Here is a 20,720-nt window from a genome sequence, read left to right on the forward strand (position 1 = left end):
ATGCGCACGAAGGACGACTATAGATCGCTGACCGGCGCGCAGAAGGCAGCCCTCCTCCTCATGTCGGTGGGTGAGGAAAGTGCCTCCAAGCTCTTTGCTATGATGCACGACGACGAGATCCGCGAGATCTCGCAGACGATGGCCAATCTCGGCACGGTCAGCGCCACCGTGGTCGAGCGCCTGTTCGTCGAGTTCGCCGACAGCATCTCGTCGACCGGGTCGCTCACTGGCACCTTCGAATCCACCGAGCGTCTCCTCATGAAGGTGCTCGACAAGACGAAGGTCGACGCGATCATGGAGGAAATCCGTGGTCCCGCCGGCCGCACGATGTGGGACAAGCTATCCAACGTCAACGAGAGCGTGCTGGCGAACTACCTTAAGAACGAATACCCGCAGACCGTCGCCGTCGTGCTCTCAAAGGTGAAGCCCGATCATGCCTCGCGCGTCATCGCCCTCCTCCCCGAGGCGTTCGCGATGGAAGTGGTGATGCGCATGCTACGCATGGAATCGATCCAGAAGGATGTCATCGACGACGTCGAGCGCACCTTGCGCAATGAGTTCCTGTCCAACCTCGCCCGCTCTTCGAAGCGCGACGCGCACGAGCTCATCGCCGAGATCTTCAACAATCTCGACCGCAACACCGAGCAGCGGTTCATCGCCGCCCTTGAGGAACGGAACCGCGATTCCGCCGAAAAGGTCAAATCGCTCATGTTCACGTTCGAGGATTTGGGCAAGCTCGATCCGGGCGGCGTCCAGACCCTCATGCGCAGCGTCGACAAAACCAAGCTGCCGATCGCGCTCAAGGGCGCGTCGGAAGCGGTCCGCGACCTGTTCCTTTCCAACATGTCGGAGCGCGCCTCCAAGATGCTGAAGGAAGACATGGGTGCTATGGGCCCGGTCCGCTTGAAGGACGTCGAAGAAGCGCAGATGAGCATGGTCAATCTCGCCAAGGAGCTGGCGGCCAAGGGCGAACTGGTCCTGGCCGACAGCAAGGGCGACGACGAATTGATCTATTAGTAGCTACCTATGGACCGGCCGGAGAAACCTGGGGTGACCACGGTACGCAAGTTTCTATTCGAGAATGACTTCGACGCCACGCAAGCGGCGCCGCGCGCCGTCGTGCGCAAGGCGAAGCCGGAGCCAGCGGCCGTGGTGGAGCCACCGCCCCCACCGCCGCCGCCGGAGCCTACTTTCAGCGAAGCGGAACTGTCGGCAGCGGTAGCCGACGCCAAGGCTGCGGCGCTCAAAGAAGGGTTGACCAAGGGCAAGGCCGAAGGAAAGGCCGAGGCGCAGGCGCAAATCGAGGCACAGATTGCTGCCGGCTTGGCATCGATCGGCAGCCAGGTCGCAGCCATGTCGGCAACCCTTTCGCTCGACCGCGCCACATTGTTGAGCGAGGCGGCCGGCTTGGCGCTGGCCATGACCCGCAAGATGCTGCCGGAGTTCAGCCGGCGCGGCGGCCTCGCCGAGGTTGAGAAAACCATCGAACAATGCCTGGTCGACCAGCGCCGGGAATCGCGCCTTAATGTGCGGGTTCCGGCCGATCTGTTGCCGGCCTTGCAGGCGAAGATCGGCGAAATCGCTGCCGACCAGCATTTCGAGGGTCGCGTCAATCTGCTCTCCGACGCAGGCCTCAATGGCGCCAGCTGCCGTATTGAATGGGCCGATGGCGGACTTGAACGGCGCGCGGACAGTGTCTGGCAGGAAGTAGCGGCGGCCCTTGACCGTTGCTTGGCGACTCACGGGATCGTGCCGACGGAAATGAACGAAGCAAAGTCAATCGAACCGTCTGGAACACCGGATGGTGACAGTACTGACAGCGATAGCGCTGTCGGCTGAGCGAGGAGCGGGAAATGGGTGACGAAGAGAACCTGCAATTGCAGGAATTCGATGAGCAGAATGCGGGAACCGACGTATCTGCCGAAGCGGGCCGCGTTCCGACGAACGCCAAGGAGCTGGACGCCGTCTATGACGTGCCGGTCCAGGTTTCGGCCGTGCTGGGTCGAGCCACGATGCAGGTCAGCCAGCTCCTCAAGCTTGGACGTGGCGCTGTTGTCGAGCTCGACCGCAAGGTCGGCGAGGCGGTCGACATCTATGTCAACAATCGGCTGGTCGCCCGTGGCGAGGTTGTCGTGGTGGAAGATCGCCTCGGCGTAACGATGACCGAAATCATCAAATCCGACCGCGGTTGATCGCGATCTCGCAAAGGAAGCGCCATGTCCGACACCGCCAATGAACCGATCCAGAATTTTACCGCTAAGAGCGAAATGCCCTTGCGCCTGGAGCCGGCACGCCAGGGTCTCGACATGGCGACGGTACTTGGACTGCTCGGTGCTATTCTGCTGATTGCAGCGGCGATCTTCCTCGGCGGCAACTGGCTGGCATTCGTCGACATTCCCTCCATCCTCATCGTGGTCTGCGGCACCTTCGCCATCACCATGGTCTCCTATTCCTTTACCGAGATCATGCAGGCGCAGCCCCTGATGTTGCGCACCCTCTTCAGCACGGGCCACACCCCCAATGAAGCGGCCGCGAAGGTTCTGCAACTGGCAGAAAGGGCGCGTCGACGCGGCCTCCTCGCCATGCAGAATGAACTGGTCGGTCTGCGTAACGAGCCTTACCTGCTGCGCGGCATGACGATGCTGGTCGACGGCATGCCGATCGAGGAAGTCGAGCGCAACCTGACCTTTGAAACCCACGCTATGGCGCAGCGGCATCAACGCTCTACCGGTATCTTGCGCCGCGCCGCTGAAGTATCGCCGGCCATGGGCCTTATCGGCACATTGATCGGACTTGTGCAGATGCTGGGATCGCTCAATCAGCCCGAAGGTATCGGCCCGGCAATGGCCGTGGCATTGCTGACGACTTTCTATGGCGCGGTGCTGGCCAATGTCGTCTTTCTGCCGATCGCCAGCAAGCTGGAGCGCAACTCGGCGATCGAACTTCTCATCAACCAGATCTTCATCCTGGGCGCGCTGTCGATCGGCCGCCAGGAAAATCCGCGGCGGTTGGAACTGGTGCTCAACACCATCCTGCCGGCCAACCAACGCGTCAAATATTTCGATTGAACGGAGACTAACCGATGCGACTTCTCATCGTCGGATCCCTTGATGGCCACATTGCCGCCGCCGGCAAGATCGCGCTGAGCCGCGGCGCCAAGGTGGCGCATGTCGACGATGTCGACCAGGCCATGAACGCTCTGCGCAATGGCCAGGGTGCCGAACTCATCATGTTCGACGTCAGCCTCGATATCACCAGGATGATCGACAGCCTTAAGCGGGAACGCATCAGCATTCCGGTTGTCGCTTGCGGCATCGGCACATCGGCCGAGATCGCCGTGCGGGCCATCAAGGCGGGCGCCAAGGAGTATATCCCCCTGCCCCCGGACGCTGAACTGATCGCGGCTGTCCTCGCCGCGGTGACCGAGGAAAGCTCAGCCTTCATTTTCAGCGACCCTGTCATGAAGGCGACTCTGAAGCTTGCCGATCAGGTGGCACCTTCCGATGCCAGCATCCTGGTGACCGGCGAGAGCGGCACCGGCAAGGAAGTCATGGCTCGCTACATCCACACCCATTCGAAGCGGGCAGCAAAGCCCTTCGTCTCGGTGAACTGCGCCGCGATTCCCGAAAACCTGCTGGAATCCGAACTGTTCGGCCACGAAAAGGGCGCCTTCACCGGCGCCATCGCGCGTCGCATCGGCAAGTTCGAGGAAGCGTCGGGCGGAACCCTGCTCCTCGATGAAATCAGCGAAATGCATCCGCGCCTGCAGGCGAAGCTCCTGCGTGCCATTCAGGAGCGCGTGATCGACCGCGTCGGCGGCTCGCAGCCGGTCAAGGTCGACATTCGCCTCATTGCCACGTCGAACCGCGACATGCAGGAAGAAGTGCGCAAGGGTACCTTCCGGGAAGACCTCTATTTCCGCCTCAACGTGATGTCACTCGAATTGCCGCCGCTGCGCGAACGGCCGGGCGACATCGCCCTGCTGGCAGAGCACTTTGCCCACAAGTATGCGGCAGCCAACGGCGTCCATATTGAGTCCATCACTCCGGAAGTCATCGAATTGCTGCGCGCCCATGAATGGCGCGGCAATGTCCGCGAACTTGAGAATACGATGCATCGCGCCGTGCTGTTGACGCAGGGGCCGGTGATTGGTCCGGACGCGATTATGCTGACGGGTGGCCGTGGTTTGCCCGTGGTCGGCGCCGGTATGGTCGCCGCCAGTTCCCCAACCGATTCTGCGGTTGCGAAGGCCGCGGCGGTCGCGGCTGCCGGAACGACGGCCTTGGTCGGCAAGACGGTTGCTGCCGTCGAACGGGATCTCATCATCGATACGCTCAGCCATTGCCTGGGCAATCGCACGCACGCTGCCAATATCCTCGGCATTTCCATTCGCACCCTTCGCAACAAGCTGAAGCAATACAGCGAAGAAGGCATCGCCGTCCCGGCCGCTCACGGCGAAGGCGAAGCGGCCAACGCTTGAGTTTTCACCGGTAAGTAAATCTGGGTTCCGACGATCGGCGTCGGGGGATGAAGGGGTAGCGGTCCATGACCGATATGGCGACGGGTACCGGCGGCACGGGCGGCGGTGGGGGCAACTCGCTGGGGCGGCTCGTCAGCTTTGTCAAACGCGGCGAGATCGCGCTGGCCTTGGGTCTCGTGGCCGTGCTGTCGGTGCTCATCTTCCCGATGCCGGCTTGGCTGCTCGATATCTCGCTCGCCTTCTCGATCACGATCTCCATTCTCATCTTGATGACGGTTTTGTTCATCGAGAAGCCGCTCGATTTCTCCAGTTTCCCGACCGTCCTGCTGCTGGTGACGATGTTGCGCCTGGCGCTCAATCTCGCCTCTACCCGCCTCATCCTGACCCACGGCCATGAAGGCACCGATGCTGCCGGCCATGTCATTCAGGCCTTCGGCGGCTTCATCATGGGCGGCAATTACGTTATCGGCATCATCGTCTTTGCCATCCTTGTCCTTGTGAACTTTGTCGTTATCACCAAGGGTTCGGGCCGTATCGCCGAAGTTTCGGCGCGTTTCAGCCTGGACGCCATGCCTGGCAAGCAGATGGCGGTCGACGCCGATCTTTCCGCCGGCCTCATTGACGAAAAGGAAGCCAAGCAACGTCGCAAGACGCTTGAGGACGAAAGCAACTTCTTCGGTTCGATGGACGGTGCCGCGAAATTCGTGCGCGGCGACGCTATTGCCGGCCTGATCATCGTCTTCATCAACGTCATCGGTGGCATCATCATCGGCGTCGCCCAAGAGGGCCTGTCGATGAGCGAAGCCGCCTCGACCTATACCTTGCTGACGGTCGGTGACGGGCTGGTTTCGCAGATCCCGGCCCTGATCGTCTCAACCGGCGCCGGTATGCTGGTCACGAAGGCGGGCGTTTCGGGTTCGACCGACAAGGCGCTTTTCAAGCAGCTCTCCGGCTATCCCGCAGCTTTGGGCCTTGCCGCCTTTCTCATGACCTTGCTCTCTCTGATGCCGGGAATTCCAACCATCCCCTTCATGAGCCTGGCCGCTTTGACCGGCCTCATGGCCTACCTGGTCATGCGTCACCAGAAGAAGGCGGCGGCAGTCGCGGCCCAACAGCAGGTTGTCGAGCAAGCGCATGTACCGGTCGCCGAGGAGCCGATTTCGACGGCGCTTCAGCTTGACGCCATACGGTTGGAGCTGGGATATGGCCTGCTGGGTCTCATTAATACCGAGCGCGGCCATCGCCTGACCGACCAGGTCAAGGCGCTGCGTCGCCAGCTCGCCGGTGAGATGGGCTTCATCCTGCCGGCCGTCCGCATCCAGGACAATCTGCAGATTCAGGCCAACTCCTATGTCCTCCGCATCAAAGAGATCGAGGCCGGTCGCGGCGACCTCAGGCCCAACATGATCCTGGTCATGGATCCGCGCGGCGACAAGATCAACATGACCGGCGAAGAGACAACCGAACCGACCTTCGGCCTGCCGGCAATGTGGGTCGACCCCAGCTCGCGCGAGGAAGCGCTCTTCCGCGGCTATACCGTCGTCGATCCGGCCACCGTCATCACCACGCATTTGACCGAATTGGTGAAGGACAACATGTCCGAGCTGCTCTCGCATGCCGAGACGCAAAAGCTCCTCGACGAATTGCCGAAAGAACATCAGAAGCTCGTGGCCGACCTCATTCCGGGGCAGATTTCAGTGGGTGGTGTGCAGCGCGTCCTGCAGGCTCTGCTGACCGAGCGCGTGTCGATCCGCGATCTTGCGAACATTCTGGAAGGGGTGGCCGAGGCGACCGGCTACTCGCGCAATGTCAACGCCATCGTGGAACATGTCCGCGCCAGATTGGCGCGCCAGATTTCGGACGCCAGCAGCGACGCGTCCGGCGTCATTCCGCTGGTGACGCTATCGCCGGAATGGGAACAGGCTTTCGCCAATGCCGTTCGCGGCGAGGGCGAGGACCGGCAATTGGTCATGGCCCCCAGCGATTTGCAGCAATTCATCCAGAGCGTGCGCCAGACCTTCGAGCGTTTTGCGATCATGGGCGACAGTCCCGTTCTGCTGACCAGCCCCGGCATCCGCCCCTTCGTCCGCTCGATCGTCGAGCGCTTCCGGCCGACGACGACGGTCATGTCGCAGAACGAGATTCACCCGAAGGCCAAGATCCGTACGCTTGGGCAGATCTGATGCGACGCAGCCCATCGTTTCAAATTGATCGCCCGGCCGGGGAGACGGCCTGAAGATGCGATTGCGGACCTTCAATGCTCCGAACATGAAGGATGCGATGGCCCTGGTGAAAGCCGAATTGGGGCCGGACGCCATCATCCTCAATGTCGAGCAGATTGGCCAGGCTATCAAGATCACCGCGGCCCTCGATCGCGATGCCATCCTGGCGCCGCTGCCCGAACCCGCGTTGGACCCGCTTGAGGCGATCAGCCAAGCACTGGAATTTCATCGCGTTTCCCCTGCCCTGGCCGACCGTTTGACACAACAGGCGGCACAGGTACTCCTCGAAAATCCGCAGCAGGCGCTGGCGGCGGCCTTACGGTTGCGCTTTCCTGTGCAGCCGCTGACCGATCGCCTGCCGACCCGTCCATTGATGCTGGTGGGGATGCCCGGCGCCGGCAAGACGGCAACCCTCGCCAAGCTGGTGGCGCGGGCCAAGTTGAAGCAATGGCCGGCGATCGCCATCACCTGCGATGTCGTCAAGGCCGGTGCCGTCGAGCAATTAGGGACCTACACCAAGGCGCTGCAGATTCCGGCCTACCGCGCCGGCAATCCGGCAACCCTGCGCAAGGCGGTCGAGCAGGCCCCCAAGGGCGCTTTCGTCATCATCGATACGGTCGGCTGCAATCCGCTGAACGCAACGGATCTATCCTATCTCAACGAACTCGCCGACGCCGTAAAGGCGGAAATGGTTCTGGTGATGGCCGCCGGCGGCTGCTCCGTCGAATCGGCCGAACTGGGGCAGCTTTTTGCCGAAACGGGGGTCAACCGGCTCATTCCGACCCGCATTGACGCCGCCCGGCGCTACGGTGGTATCCTGGGTGCCGCAGAAGCAGGCCGTTTGAGCTTTGCGGAGTTCGGGGTTTCGCCGGAAATTGCCACCGGCCTCGATATCGTAGGGGCGGACAAGATCGCCGCCTGGCTGTTGGAAACAGCACCAGCATCAACGCATCTGCCGCGCGCCAGGCGCCAAGCGAATGGAACACATTCATGAGTGACGCGATCACATCGCCCCTTGGCGCCACCGCGCCGGAGAATTCGACCATCCCCGGTGCCGTTGCGATCGCGTCCGGCAAGGGTGGCGTCGGCAAGACCTGGCTCGCGATCTCGCTCGCCCAGGCACTGGCTCGCAAAGGTGAACGGGTTGTGCTGTTCGACGGTGATCTCGGCCTCGCCAATGTCGATATCCAGCTCGGCCTTACCCCGGCGATTGATCTCGGGACCGCCATCGAGCGGCAATTGCCGCTCTCCCGCGCGGCGACGCCCTGCGCGGCAGGGTTCGATGTTATCGCTGGCCGCTCGGGATCGGGCGGGCTTGCCAACATGCCGCTCCACCGGCTCGCGCCTCTGATGCAAGGGCTGCGCGAAGTGTCCGGTCAGTATGACCGGGTCATCATCGATCTTGGCGCTGGTATCGACCGCCCGGTGCGGATGATGGCAGCTTTGTGTGCAACCGCGCTTGTCGTTGCCAATGATGAGCCGACCACGCTCACCGACGCTTATGCTCTCATCAAGATGCTGACCTCTGATCAGGCGCCTTGCCGCGTCGGCATTGTCGTCAATTCGGCTCAGGATGTGGCCCAGGGCCAGCAGACCTATGCGACGCTTTCCAAGGCCTGCAACAATTTCCTCAAGATCGACCCACCTCTTCTCGGCATCATCCGCCGCGACGCCAAGGTGAAGGAAGCAATCCGCGCCCAGACACCACTCCTCACCCGGCATCCCGGCGCCGTCGCCGCGCTGGATGTCGAGGCGCTGGCGGGGCAGATTCCGCTTATCAATCTCACATGAGCGATATCCTCAACCCGCTCGGTGGTCGTTATCTCGGACCTTCGGGGCCGGTCACGACCACGTCGGTGTTGGGGACCGTTGCGGATCCGCCGCGGGGGCTGCGCCAGGTCGATCCCGGAACCATCATCAAGGGCATCGTGCTGGGGCGCGAAAGCGATGGCCTGACCGCGATCGCGACCGACAAGGGCACCGTTCGCGTGGCAGCCAATGTCCCCTTGCCGGCCGGTGCCCAGGTAACGCTCGAAGTGCGACCCGCCGGCGATCGCCTCCAGGTTCTGATCCTCGCCAACGAAGTCGTGTCCCGCGCCCAGGCACAGGGTGCGCCACCTCAACAGCCCCATCAGGGGCCGGCACCAGCCGCCGGTCCGGGCGCTCAGCCGACACCTGCGCCATCCACCGAAGCGCGGCCCAATCAAGGCGGCGCCCCCGCCACGCCACCACCGGTACGGGCGGATGCGCCAAGCATCGAGTTTGTCGGCTCCACCTTGCGCGCCGTCGTCGTGCAGGCACCGCCGCCACCGGGTACCGCGGTGCCCCTGCCGCAGCAACCCGTACCACCACCGTCGACAGGCACCGTCCCCGCGCCGACGGGTACGGTGCCGACCACTAGTCTGCCACCACCCGCTGGAGGTAGCGCCCAGCCGAGCCCTGAGCCGCAAGGCGGTGCCGCCCCCGCCCCCACAAATGCGACGCCACCCTTGGTAACGGCTACCACCGGATTGCCGGGCGCCGTTACCAATGTGGCAACGCTGCAGGCAGCGCTGATCGCTGCCAATTTGGAGAAGAAGGAAAAGCCGATCGGCTCGGCCCCGAGCACGGCGTCCAGCACGGCACTGGGCGCACCGCTTCCGTCAGGCGCCCATGCGCTGCAGCTGGAAACGCTCTATCCGGCCGAGGCGATTGAAGAACATACGGCGGGATCGCCGGCATCGCCGCTCGTGCCGCCTGAGAGTACGTTGTCCGCCGAAACACGGCAGCGCATCCTTGCGCTCTTCGCCGCCGCCGGTCTGACGGCGGAAGTTGAAGGTGTCACCGGCGCCACGACCGAGCCGTCAGCGAACGGTCTCGGCAAGGTGATGGCTGCTGCCGCAGCCGCACCGCTGCCCGTGGGGGCCGAGATCAAGCTGCGGGTTCTGGCCGTACAAATGCAGGCCGGCCAACAGGTCGCCATCGATCCGATCGCGCTCGACCCGCATGACGCGCAGGGGCAGATCATCTTCGGGCGTGTCGTCAGCATCACGCCCGCAGGCCATGCCGTGATCCATACGCCGGTCGGCGACATCATGCTGCAGAACCGCTCCAGCCTCACCGTCGGTGCCCAATTGGCGCTCGCCATCGACGTGCTGGAAACAGCGGCACCGCCCCTCCCCGCGACACCGATCGTGCAGACGCCGCAGCAGGCGCTCCTGACCTTGTCAAAAGGCTGGCCGACGCTCGCCGATTTCGTGGCGATCCTGCAAGGCGCGGCGACCGATTCAACGCGGGCCACGGTCGATCCGGATCTCGCGCGCCAATCGCTCGAAATGCTGCCGCATGTGGGCAACAAGCTGGGAGCCGGCCTCCTCAATGCCATGACTGCCCTGCGGGCCGGCGATCTCGGGAAATTGCTGGGGCCGCTTTTTGCCGCCAAGGGCGGGCCGGCGGAGCGTGAGGAGCAGGTACGGCGGCTGAAGGGCGAATTCACGCAGCTTTCCGCCCTCGCCCAGGACCGGCCGGACGTCGACTGGCGCGCCCTCTTCCTGCCCGTGATCGATGATCAGGGGCGCGTCACCCAGATCAATCTCTTCTATCGCCAGGGCAAGAAGAAGAGCGGCGAGAGCGGCGACAAGGGCAGCGGCACTCGCTTCGTCGTCGAAGCCGATTTCACGCGGCTGGGGCCGTTCCAGCTCGACGGCCTGATGCGGCCGCAGCGTTTCGACCTGATGGTTCGGAGCCGCCTGCGTCTTGCCGACCGCATGCGCCGCGAAATCGAGGCGATCTACGAGGAAGCGCGCGGCCTCACCGGTTTTGCCGGTTCCATCGCCTTCCAGACGGTCGATGCCTTCCCGGTGGTTCCGCTTGATGAGCTGAAACGGGGCCAACCGACCTATACGGTCTAGTTCTCGCGCTTGGCCTTGCGCCGATGCTGTTCGATTGCCATCTCGTCGGTGGCGATCTGTTCGCGCCGGGCAATGGCCTGGCGGCGGCGTTCCTGCCGGTTCTGAATCGTCTGCTCTGTCTTCTTGATATCGTTGAAGGCCTCGGCGATCTCATCGCGGATGCGTTCGAGTTCGAGGGTCACGTCGGCGACCGATTGTTCCAGCCGCTCGCGGCGCTTGGCCATCATTTCGCGATAGGGCGGCAAATGCCGGCTCGCCTCCAGATCGCCGCGCGCGATCTCGATCTCACGTGCGACTTCATCGTCGAGCTTGGCGATATCGCTTTCCAGCCGCTCGATCAGCGCCGTGAGGTCCACCGCTTGCCGGCGCTTCTCATCGAGCGTCCACTTCTGCAATCGCAGCAATTGGTCGAGGCCGTTCATTCAGGCACCGCCTCGCCATTGTCGGCCGATACTTCCGCCGGATCCTCTGCCGCTATTTCTTCGGCCGAGACGCCCAGAATGCGCGCGAGATCGGCATAGCCGCTCGTCAATGTCGACCGCTCCTCGCGCCGCTGGCCGAGGAACCGCTCGATCTCAGGATACAGCATGATCGCCTTGTCGACCGCCGGGTCCGTGCCGCGGCGATAGGCACCGAGGCGAATGAGTTCCGCCATATCCTCATAGACCGACATATGCTGCCGGGCCTCGCGCACGATGCGGTTCTGGAACTCGGTATTGCAGCCCGGCATGGTTCGCGACAAGGAGCGCAGGATGTTGACCGCCGGATAGCGCCCGCGCTCGGCGATCGAGCGTTCCAGCACGATATGCCCGTCGAGGATACCGCGACAGGCATCGGCGATCGGCTCGTTGTGATCGTCGCCTTCGACCAGCACGGTGAAAAGGCCGGTGATCGATCCCGATCCGGCAACGCCCGGACCGGCGCGTTCAAGGAGGCGCGGCAGTTCGGCAAAGACGGACGGGGTATACCCTTTCGAGGCGGGCGGTTCGCCGATGGAAAGACCGATCTCGCGCATCGCCATGGCAAAGCGCGTCACCGAATCCATGAGGCAGAGCACATCCTCGCCCTGATCGCGGAAATATTCGGCGAGCGCCATCGTCATCTGCGCCGCTTGCCGGCGCAGCAGCGGCGATTCATCCGACGTCGCCACGATGACGACGCTGCGCGCCAAGCCTTCGGGCCCCAATTCGTCCTCGATGAACTCCTGTACCTCGCGGCCGCGTTCGCCGATGAGGCCGATGACATTGATATCGAGCGACGTATAGCGCGCCATCATCGACATCAGCACCGACTTGCCGATGCCGGACGCGGCGAAGATGCCGAGGCGTTGCCCCTTGCAGACACTGGTGAAGGTGTTGATGGCCTTGATGCCGAGGTCGATCTTGCCACCGACCCGCATGCGCGCATGCGCTGGCGGCGGCTGGTTGCGGATGCGCCGGCTCTCTGCCCCTTGCGGCAGCGGCCCCTTGCCGTCGATCGGCTCGCCATAGGCGTTGACGACACGGCCCAGCCATTCGCGCGTCGGGCGCACGACGGGCTCACTGTCGATGAGAACGACCTTGCTGCCTAAGCCCACCCCTTCCAGCGAGCCGTAGGTCATGGCAAGGGCCGTCCCTTCGCGGAAGCCGACAACCTCGCACGGCACCTGGCGGTCCTGACGGTCGACGAGCGCGCAGCGCGATCCGATCGAGAGCGCGCTGTCCATGCCGCTGATCTCGACCAGCATGCCGACGACGGCGGCCACGCGGCCAAAAATGCGCGTATCCGGAATCCGCTCAAGCTCCCGATGGAAGGCGTCGAATTCCTGCAATTTTGCGCTCACCGCGTGCTGCGTCCTCTGCTTGCCAAAGGGTCGAATCCACCTGTTGCGATCATCGTCGGAACTTACGACCGGGGCATTAAATAAGTGGTTAAGACAATGTTGACGGTGGCAATTTGACCAAATTTGATCGTTAACGCCTTGGTAAGATTGAATAATAGGACATAAAGCCTTGAGAAGAAACCTTCATCTTCCGTCATCAAAGTTAACGCCAAGTCCTTTACATAGCCCGCTATTAATGGTTAAGATTCACACATCAATCGGCTGCGGTCGAGAACCGAACGAGGTCCTTGCCATGCGCGTGCTAGTCGTCGAAGACGATTCCAACACCGCCCAAAGCATCGAGCTGATGCTGAAAGCCGAAGGCTATATCGTCGACACAACCAATCTCGGCGAAGATGGCCTCGAAATCGGCAAGCTCTACGATTACGACATCATCATTCTTGATCTGATGCTGCCGGACATCGATGGCTATGAAGTTCTGCGGCGCCTGCGGGCTGCGCGCATCAACACGCCGATCCTGATCCTCTCGGGCCTTTCTGAGCTCGACAGCAAGATCAAGGGCTTGGGCTTCGGTGCTGATGATTACCTCACGAAGCCATTCGACCGGCGCGAGTTGATCGCCCGCTTGCAGGCAATCGTGCGGCGCTCCAAGGGCCATTCTGACTCGATCATCAAGACCGGGCGCCTCACCGTTAACCTCGACACCCGCACGGTCGAGGTCGAGAGCCAGCCGCTGCATCTCACCGGCAAGGAATACGGCATCCTTGAGCTGCTCTCGCTGCGCAAGGGCACGACGCTCACCAAGGAAATGTTCCTCAACCATCTCTATGGCGGGATGGACGAGCCCGAGCTGAAGATCATCGACGTCTTCGTCTGCAAGCTCCGCAAGAAGCTCAGCACCGCAACCGGCGGCGAGAATTATATCGAAACAGTCTGGGGCCGTGGTTACGTCCTGCGTGATCCGGAAGACAGCGCCCTCCCCGCCAAGACGGCCGAGAGCGCCTAAGCCAGCTCGGATACAAACACAAAAATGCCGGGGCAAGTCCCCGGCATTTTTCGTTTGCCCCCTCTCCCTAACCCCCTCCCACGTGGGGGAGAGGGTACTGGAGCGAGTTTGTTGCCAGTGCCGCGTCATTCTCAGTGGGATTCCCTCCCCCCAACGTGGGGGAGGGTTAGGGAGAGGGGGCGCGCAGCGAACATTTGGCCGTGCCCAAGAACGACAATGGCCGGGCGAAGGTCCCGGCCATCTGCGAAATATCGTTGCGAAGGCTTTACGCCCGCGGTGCCGCCGGTGCTGCACCGAAGGCTGTCGGTGCCTTGATACCGCCGGTCAGGCCATAGATGCCGCGCTGGCCAGGGAGCAGTTGGAACTTGTCCGAGATGCCGAGCACGGTCTCGGCGCCACCGAGGAACAGGAAGCCGTCATCCGGCATCTGCTTGGCGATACCGGCCAGCACCTTGGCCTTGGTGGGCTGGTCGAAATAGATGAGAACGTTGCGGCAGAAGACGATATCGAACTTGCCGAGCGGTGCGGGATCGTTGAGCAGGTTCCATTCGCGGTACTGCACCTTGTTCCGGATGGTGTCGGAGAGTTTCCAGCGATCGCCGGTCTGCTGGAAATACTTCACCAGCAGAGTGATGGGCAGACCGCGCTGCACTTCGAACTGCGAATAGAGGCCCTCTTTGGCGCGCGTCAGGATTTCCTGCGACAGGTCGGTACCGACAATGTCGACCTTCCAACCGGCCATCTGCGCACCCATTTCGGACAGGATCATCGCCAGCGAATAGGCTTCCTGTCCCGATGAGCAGGCGGCAGACCAGATGCGGATGGTCTTCTGCGCAGCGCGCGACTTGAGCAGGGCCGGCAGGCAGATCTGCTTGAACTGATCGAACGGCTTGGTGTCGCGGAAGAAGAACGATTCATTCGTGGTCATCGCCTCGACCACGTCGCGGATGACCGCTTCGTCGTTCTTGGTACGGATATGGCGAACGAGATCGTCGAAGGTGGCAAGCTTCCACTTGCGCGCGACCGGCAACAGACGGCTTTCCAGCAGATAGGCCTTGTCATTGGTCAGCAGAAGGCCCGAGCGGGTCTTCAGGATCTGGCAAATGAAGTCGAAGTCCGTGATCGTCATCGACGGCTGCCTCATGTCCCACTGCGGATGATGGCTTTCTTGACGAACGGCCCGATCTCGGCAAGCGGTAGAACCGCCGAACAGAGGCCTGCAGTCGCCACGGCGCCGGGCATACCCCACACCACGGAACTCGGTTCGTCTTGGGCGATCACCGTTCCCCCAGCATTGATTAGCTCCTGCGCCCCCTTCAGGCCATCCTGCCCCATTCCCGTCAGCATGACAAACAATGTCTTGTTGCCATAAGCCTTTGCGATGGAACGCAGCATGGGATCGACTGCCGGGCGGCAGAAATTCTCAGGCGGGTTCTTGTTGAGGCGAACGACGCGCTGCGCGGCGCTCCCCTCGATGACCATGTGATAATCGCCGGGCGCCACATAGATCCGCCCCGGCACCACGGCTTCACCGTCCTTGGCCTCGGCCGACGGCATGCCCGCGGCCTGCCCCAGATGTTCGGCAAGAATGGTTGTGAACGTGGCGGGCATGTGCTGCGTCACGAAGACCGGCAGATGAGAAATTTTGCCGATCCCCTGGAACATCTTGAAGAGCGCCTGCGGTCCACCGGTCGACGAGCCGATGGCCAGGCAATCGGGCCGCAGCAGCGGTGGCATGTCGCGCAGTTTGACCGGCTGTGCCCCGTAAAGGCGCTTGGGCGCCACCGGCGTCGCGTTGGCCGCCACATCGGTCGGCGATGGTGCCGCAATGCCACGCTTGCGGCGCGAGGCCTGCGCCCAGGATTTCACCTTCTCAACCAGATCGGCCTTGAAGTCCGCCGCCGCGGAAATGGCACCGGTCGTTGTCGGCTTCGGCACATAGTCCGAAGCGCCAAGCGACATCGCCTTCATTGAAACGGAAGCACCCTTGAGCGTCAGCGTCGATGCCATGATCACGGCAACGCCGGGTTTGGTCTGCAGCAAACGCGGCAAGGCCGTGATGCCGTCCATTACCGGCATTTCGATATCAAGCACGATGACCTCGATATCCGTATCCGGCCGGCCCAACGCATCGATAGCCAATTGGCCATTGCCGACGGTCGTTACCACTTTGATCGTCGGGTCGCTTTCAAGCGCGCGGGTCAACAGGCCGCGAATGACGGCGGAATCATCCACCACCATGACGCGGTATGGTCCCGCCTTGCCGCCGGCTCCCGCCGCTGCCGCTTTGAAAGGTGTCATCACGCCAACCTGTCCCAGTTCATACTATTCCAGCGTGCGGGCGCATTATCGTTCGTTGGCCCCATCACGCATGCTGCTCACAACAAACCGACCTGGGAGAACTTCGACTCGATGATCTCACTGTCGAATGGCTTCATGATGTATTCGTTGGCGCCCGCCGTGATGGCTTCCTGAATATGCTGGATATCGTTCTCGGTGGTGCAGAACACGACGATGGGCGTCTGCCCGCCGTCCATCTTCCGAAGCAGTCGCAGGAACTCAATCCCACTCATGACCGGCATGTTCCAGTCGAGAAGAATTGCGTCAGGCATTTCCTTGACGCACTCCTCCATCGCCAGCTTTCCGTTCTCGGCTTCGACGATCTGAAAATTGAGGCCCTCCAGTATTTTCCGGGCCACCATGCGGACGACTTTGGAATCGTCAACGACCAGGCAAGACTTCATTCAGATACTCCGTTCGCCGAACTGCGTATTTGAAGACCATCAGATAGCTGGCTGCTCGGTCATGCTACTGTCAGCCATTTACCAATGTCAGCAAAGACAGCGATCGTCAATTACTCTACCAGGGCTTTTAGCCGAAATTAACATATCCGGGCCGGCCGACGCCTTGCGGCGTCGGCACGTCAGACCAGGATCAAGCGACCTCCGAACGCGCACCGCCGCCGAAGTCCAGCAAGGACCCGACATTCAGCACCACCAGAAGAGAGCCGTTAAGGCGATAGATGCCGTCCGAAAATTCGCGAAGACGCGGATTCAGCGTCGGCGGGTTGCGCTGATAGTCGCGCGAATTGAGGCTCAGCACCTCACCCACGCTGTCGACCAGCAGGCTGTAAAGCTCGCCGTCATGCTCGACGACGACCGACATCGCAGCCTTCCCGCCTTCGCGCGTTGGCAAGCCCAAACGCGGACGCACATCGATCGCGGTCACGATGCGACCGCGCAGGTTGAGACTGCCGGCAACCTCTGGCGGCGCCAAGGGTACGCGCGCGATATTCTGCGGACCCAGCACGTCCTGCACGGTCAGCACCGGGATACCGAACATCTGGTCGCCGATGGACATCGTCACATAGTCGCGCTGTTCGCCGCTGTTGGCGGCAATGGTCGAGCCGAACTCGGCAGCAGCGCCGTTCGTCACACCGCTCATGCGGCACCTCGCACTTCAGAAAGAGCTTCGTTGAGAATGTGGACCAAGCCTTCGCGGTCATATTTGGCGACATAATCGTCAAAGCCGACCGTGCGACCCTTGGCCAGTTCCTTGGGGCTGGCATGGGACGACAGGGCGATAATCGGCGTCGTCTGCCAATGCCCGCTTTTCTTGACCGCCTCGCAGAAGGCAAAGCCGTCCATCCCCGGCATCTCGATGTCCGAGATGATGAGATCGAACTCTTCGCCCGCCTCGGCCATTTCCAGCGCCTTGTCACCGCTGTCGACGGCAGTGACCGAGAAGCCGGCAGCCGACAGCTGCGGAGCCAGAAGATTGCGGAAGAACGCACTGTCATCGACCATCAGCACGCGGCGGGCCTTGGCACCGACCGCATCTTCCCGGCGCGAACCGAACCAATCGGCAAAGGCCTGTGACAGGAAGAAGCCGGTATCGATGATGTCGGTGGCCTGGCCGGCGATGATGGCCGAGCCGATGCGGCCCGGCGTCTCGGCAGCGAGATCGACATTGAGCTTGGCTTCAACGATGTCGACGATTTCGTCCACCATCAGACCCATCGAATGTTCGCGATCCGAGAAGACCAGCACGGGCTGACGCCCCTCTGTCCCGGTCACATCCGGATAGCCTTCCAGCGGAATGAGCGGCATCAGCTGACCGCGATACTGCACGACCAGGCGATCGTTCGAACGCTCGATCGCATTGCGCTCGATTTCCTCGAGACGCGCGACGAGCGCCAGCGGCACCGCCTTGGGCGCACCCTGACCGGCGCGGAACAGCAACAGCGGCACGGCTTCGTCGCCATGCGCGCGGCTGCGCAGCGCCTGCTTTTCCGCCTGTTCGGCATCCGCCATGCTGATCTGGCCCGACGTGGCGGCAATGCCATTGGGATCCAGGATCATGATGACAGAACCGTCACCGAGGATCGTGTTCCCCGAGAAGACTTCGATATGGCGCAGGATCGGCGCCACCGGCTTCACGACGATTTCTTCCGTGTCGAACACACGGTCGACCATGATGCCGAACTGATAGGTGCCGACCTGTGTCACGACGATGAAGGTATCGTCGCTGCTGCGGTCGGTTTCGGCTTCAAGTCGCAGTTTCTCGCGCAGGCTGACCAGCGGCAACAGCTTGTTGCGCAGGCGCAGGACCGGCGTGTCGTTGATCCGCTCGACCTTCAATTCGCCGGTTGGGCTGGCACGGACCAGCTCGACCACGCTGATCTGCGGGATGGCGAAGCGCTCGGCTGCGCATTCGACGACCAGCGCCGAAACGATGGCGAGGGTCAGGGGAATCTTGATCGAGAAGCTGGTGCCTTTGCCTTCGACCGAGCGCAGCTCGATGGTGCCGCCGATCTTCTCGATATTGGTGCGAACGACGTCCATGCCGACGCCGCGACCCGAAACCGAGGTGACTTTCGCAGCGGTCGAGAAGCCTGCCTTGAAGATGTACTGCTGGATCTGCTGATCCGACATGTTCTCCAATTCGCCCTCGGTCGCGAGGCCGTTCTGGAGAATCTTCGCCTTGATCTTGTCGAGGGCGAGGCCTTTGCCGTCATCGTTCACTTCGATGATGATGTGGCCGCCTTCGTGATAGGCATTGAGCGTGATCTTGCCCGTTTCCGGCTTGCCGGCGCGGCGACGCTCTTCCGGAATTTCGATCGCATGGTCGGCCGAGTTGCGCACCATGTGGGTGAGCGGGTCCTTGATCATCTCAAGGACCTGGCGATCCAGTTCCGTTTCCTGGCCGATCATGACCAGGTCGATCTTCTTCTTCAGTTCGTGGCTGAGGTCGCGGATGATGCGCGGCAGCTTGGCCCAGGCGTTGCCGATCGGCTGCATGCGCGTCTTCATGACGCCTTCCTGCAGTTCCGACGTCACGTGATTGAGGCGCTGCAAGGGCGCAGCGAACTCGCTGTCCTTGTGCTTCCGCAAGATCTGCAGGACCTGATTGCGGGTCAGCACCAGTTCGCTGACCATGGTCATCAGGTTCTCAAGCAACTCGACGTTCACGCGAATGCTCTGGTTCGCGATGGCCGATTCCTTGGCTTCGCCGTCGGCAGCCGCTTCCTTCTTGACAGGCGCAGCCTTGACCGGCTTGGCCTCAACCGGGGCCGGTGCCGCTTCGACCGCGGCCGGGGCGCTGCCGGTCGCATCCTCGCGCAGGGCATAGACCATGCCCATGATCATCGCGGCGATCTGCTGCGGCACTTCCAGCGTGTTGAGTGCTGCCTGCAGGTGTCCGCAGAGTGCATCGAACTGGACGTCCGACATGGCGCGACCGGAGATCGGGTGCGGCGAATATGTATCGGGGCCACCGCACATCTTGGCCAGATGATCGCGCATATAGCCCATAACGTGGTCGATGCTGTCGCCCTCGAACACGGTCTTGAGGCGCAGATCGCCCATGATGCGGTTGAACATGACTTCGACAACGGCATCGATCGTGCCCATGCCGCCGATCTGTTCATAGAGCGAGGCGCCGGACTTCACTTCGCCTGCCGCAGGAGCGGCCGGTGCAGCAGCCGGAGCCGGCGCGGCGGGCGCTGCCGCCGCTGCGGCAGCAGCTCTGCCACCTTCGGCAAAGGCGTTGAGGCTCTTGATCAGCTCTGAATCGTCACCGGCTGGTTCCGTGCCGCTCGCCTCCAGATCGCCCATGATGGTGCGGATGCGATCGAGACAGGCCAAGATGAGCGTGACCGCCTCGGCCGTCACCTCCAGCTCGCCGTCGCGCACTTTGCCGAGCACGTTCTCGCCGGCATGGGCAACGGATTCGAGCCTCGGCAGACCGAGGAAACCGCAGGTGCCCTTCACCGTGTGCACCAAGCGGAATATGTTCGACAGCAAATCTATGTCGTTGGGATTTTGTTCGAGCTTGACGAGCTCGACATCGAGTACGGCGAGGTTCTCGTTGGTTTCGGTCAGAAACTCGCTCAACAGATCGTCCATGGCGCCTGCCCCACTTCCTTTGCCGATTTGGCTAGCATCGTCCGGCCGAAAAGCCGGTTTTCGCGACCTAATCCTTAGCGAAAAGGATTAATTTTGCGTGAAGCGATGACGGGGCGGGCAACACATTCGAAAAATTGGCAAAATCCGCGGCGCAGAACCTGAAGACGATCCAGGTTGCGCGCGACTCACCCGTGTTCAGGCGATGCGTATCTCGAGCCGGGTGGGTGACGGCTGGGTCGCCTCGATCTTCAGTTTCAGCCGCGCCGCCAGCGTGCCGGTCAAGTAGGCAAGAACATTGCGCGCGTCGAGGGTCGCCTGGCCGTTTTCGCCCGCCAGCAGGACCTTGTGATCCTCGGGAAAGACGATCTGCGCCCCTTCCGAGACCAGCATGAAGCGGGCGGCCGGGCCCTCCCCCTGGACGCTGAGGTGAAGGTCCCCGCCGCGCGGCAGGGTTTCCGACATCAGAATCACCATGATCAGCAGCAGTTTCGACCAGCCGCCGGGGAGGTCCGAGGGCGACATGGCGGGAACCCCGCTCAGGCTCACCTTGCCACCTTCCAGGAAATCGCGGGCGAGCTTGATCGCCTCGCCGAAGCCGAAACTCGCTTGGTTGCCGGCATTGCCGATGGCGCAGCGATAGGCCTGCAACAGGATGCTGGCGCGCCGCGCCGACCGGGCCGCAAGCGCCCGCGCCTCGGCGACCAGTGCCGGATCCTCTTCATCCTCCAACAATTCCAACCCGTTATTGACGGCGCCGATGGGGCTGATCAGGTCATGGCACAGGCGCGAACAGGTCAGTTCGAGGACGGCGAGGTCGATCTTCATAGAGGCTCCGGCTGTGAGCGATTCGCGTTCGCTCCACTCTTAACGCACTGGCGGCGGGGCGCAACCCG

General features: G+C 62.3%; 18 protein-coding genes. 10 read left to right on the plus strand and 8 right to left on the minus strand.

Annotated features, from left to right (window positions below):
- The 9 genes from fliG (at position 1) to ACE3PP_RS00640 (ending at position 10,592) form a co-directional block, all read left to right on the plus strand.
- Positions 1-1,017, plus strand: coding sequence for a flagellar motor switch protein FliG (gene fliG / locus ACE3PP_RS00600; RefSeq protein ID WP_374377230.1), 1,017 nt, complete (start codon positions 1-3; stop codon positions 1,015-1,017).
- Positions 1,018-1,050: 33 nt separating this feature from the next.
- Positions 1,051-1,839: a hypothetical protein gene (locus ACE3PP_RS00605; protein ID WP_374377231.1), complete on the plus strand. Its 789-nt coding sequence runs from the start codon at positions 1,051-1,053 to the stop codon at positions 1,837-1,839.
- Positions 1,840-1,853: 14 nt separating this feature from the next.
- On the plus strand, positions 1,854-2,192 hold the full coding sequence (fliN, locus tag ACE3PP_RS00610; RefSeq protein WP_374377232.1) for a flagellar motor switch protein FliN: 339 nt from the start codon (positions 1,854-1,856) through the stop codon (positions 2,190-2,192).
- 24 nt (positions 2,193-2,216) lie between these two features.
- A complete protein-coding gene (locus tag ACE3PP_RS00615) occupies positions 2,217-3,068 on the plus strand; it encodes a motility protein A (RefSeq protein WP_374377233.1) in 852 nt (283 codons plus the stop codon).
- A gap of 14 nt (positions 3,069-3,082) precedes the next feature.
- Positions 3,083-4,480 (plus strand): sigma-54-dependent transcriptional regulator, encoded by a 1,398-nt coding sequence (locus ACE3PP_RS00620; RefSeq protein WP_374377234.1) that lies wholly within the window; start codon positions 3,083-3,085, stop codon positions 4,478-4,480.
- Positions 4,481-4,554: 74 nt separating this feature from the next.
- Positions 4,555-6,663 carry a flagellar biosynthesis protein FlhA gene (gene flhA / locus ACE3PP_RS00625; protein ID WP_374377347.1) on the plus strand — a complete coding sequence of 703 codons (2,109 nt, stop codon included), beginning with the start codon at positions 4,555-4,557 and terminating at the stop codon, positions 6,661-6,663.
- Between the two features lie 55 nt (positions 6,664-6,718).
- On the plus strand, positions 6,719-7,696 hold the full coding sequence (locus tag ACE3PP_RS00630; protein WP_374377235.1) for a GTP-binding protein: 978 nt from the start codon (positions 6,719-6,721) through the stop codon (positions 7,694-7,696).
- Positions 7,693-8,493, plus strand: a complete 801-nt coding sequence (locus ACE3PP_RS00635) for a P-loop NTPase (RefSeq protein WP_374377236.1) — start codon at positions 7,693-7,695, stop codon at positions 8,491-8,493. Before ACE3PP_RS00630 ends, ACE3PP_RS00635 begins: the two co-directional genes overlap by 4 nt.
- A complete protein-coding gene (locus ACE3PP_RS00640) occupies positions 8,490-10,592 on the plus strand; it encodes a hypothetical protein (RefSeq protein ID WP_374377237.1) in 2,103 nt (700 codons plus the stop codon). The genes ACE3PP_RS00635 and ACE3PP_RS00640 overlap by 4 nt, the downstream gene beginning before the upstream one ends.
- Here the strand turns inward: ACE3PP_RS00640 and ACE3PP_RS00645 are convergent.
- Both ACE3PP_RS00645 and fliI read right to left on the minus strand, forming a co-directional pair.
- A complete protein-coding gene (locus ACE3PP_RS00645) occupies positions 10,589-11,014 on the minus strand; it encodes a hypothetical protein (protein ID WP_374377238.1) in 426 nt (141 codons plus the stop codon). The genes ACE3PP_RS00640 and ACE3PP_RS00645 overlap by 4 nt on opposite strands.
- Entirely contained in the window at positions 11,011-12,414 is a 1,404-nt protein-coding gene (gene fliI, locus ACE3PP_RS00650) for a flagellar protein export ATPase FliI (RefSeq protein ID WP_374377239.1), read from the minus strand. The genes ACE3PP_RS00645 and fliI overlap by 4 nt, the downstream gene beginning before the upstream one ends.
- A 292-nt stretch (positions 12,415-12,706) precedes the next feature.
- Here fliI and ctrA point away from each other — a divergent pair, with 292 nt between their 5' ends.
- Positions 12,707-13,420: a response regulator transcription factor CtrA gene (ctrA, locus tag ACE3PP_RS00655; protein WP_374377240.1), complete on the plus strand. Its 714-nt coding sequence runs from the start codon at positions 12,707-12,709 to the stop codon at positions 13,418-13,420.
- A gap of 265 nt (positions 13,421-13,685) precedes the next feature.
- Here the strand turns inward: ctrA and ACE3PP_RS00660 are convergent, their stop codons facing one another.
- From ACE3PP_RS00660 to ACE3PP_RS00685, 6 genes are all read right to left on the minus strand, one after another.
- Positions 13,686-14,549, minus strand: a complete 864-nt coding sequence (locus ACE3PP_RS00660) for a protein-glutamate O-methyltransferase CheR (RefSeq protein WP_374377241.1) — start codon at positions 14,547-14,549, stop codon at positions 13,686-13,688.
- Between the two features lie 11 nt (positions 14,550-14,560).
- On the minus strand, positions 14,561-15,721 hold the full coding sequence (locus ACE3PP_RS00665; protein WP_374377242.1) for a chemotaxis response regulator protein-glutamate methylesterase: 1,161 nt from the start codon (positions 15,719-15,721) through the stop codon (positions 14,561-14,563).
- Positions 15,722-15,798: 77 nt separating this feature from the next.
- Entirely contained in the window at positions 15,799-16,164 is a 366-nt protein-coding gene (locus ACE3PP_RS00670) for a response regulator (RefSeq protein ID WP_320498851.1), read from the minus strand.
- Between the two features lie 190 nt (positions 16,165-16,354).
- Positions 16,355-16,864, minus strand: coding sequence for a chemotaxis protein CheW (locus ACE3PP_RS00675; RefSeq protein WP_374377243.1), 510 nt, complete (start codon positions 16,862-16,864; stop codon positions 16,355-16,357).
- Positions 16,861-19,827 (minus strand): chemotaxis protein CheW, encoded by a 2,967-nt coding sequence (locus tag ACE3PP_RS00680; RefSeq protein ID WP_374377244.1) that lies wholly within the window; start codon positions 19,825-19,827, stop codon positions 16,861-16,863. The genes ACE3PP_RS00675 and ACE3PP_RS00680 overlap by 4 nt, the downstream gene beginning before the upstream one ends.
- A gap of 195 nt (positions 19,828-20,022) precedes the next feature.
- Positions 20,023-20,652: a histidine phosphotransferase family protein gene (locus ACE3PP_RS00685; RefSeq protein ID WP_374377245.1), complete on the minus strand. Its 630-nt coding sequence runs from the start codon at positions 20,650-20,652 to the stop codon at positions 20,023-20,025.
- Positions 20,653-20,720 lie beyond the last annotated feature (68 nt).

The sequence above is a fragment of the Dongia sp. genome, from assembly GCF_041910485.1.
Taxonomy (GTDB): Bacteria; Pseudomonadota; Alphaproteobacteria; order Dongiales; family Dongiaceae; genus Dongia.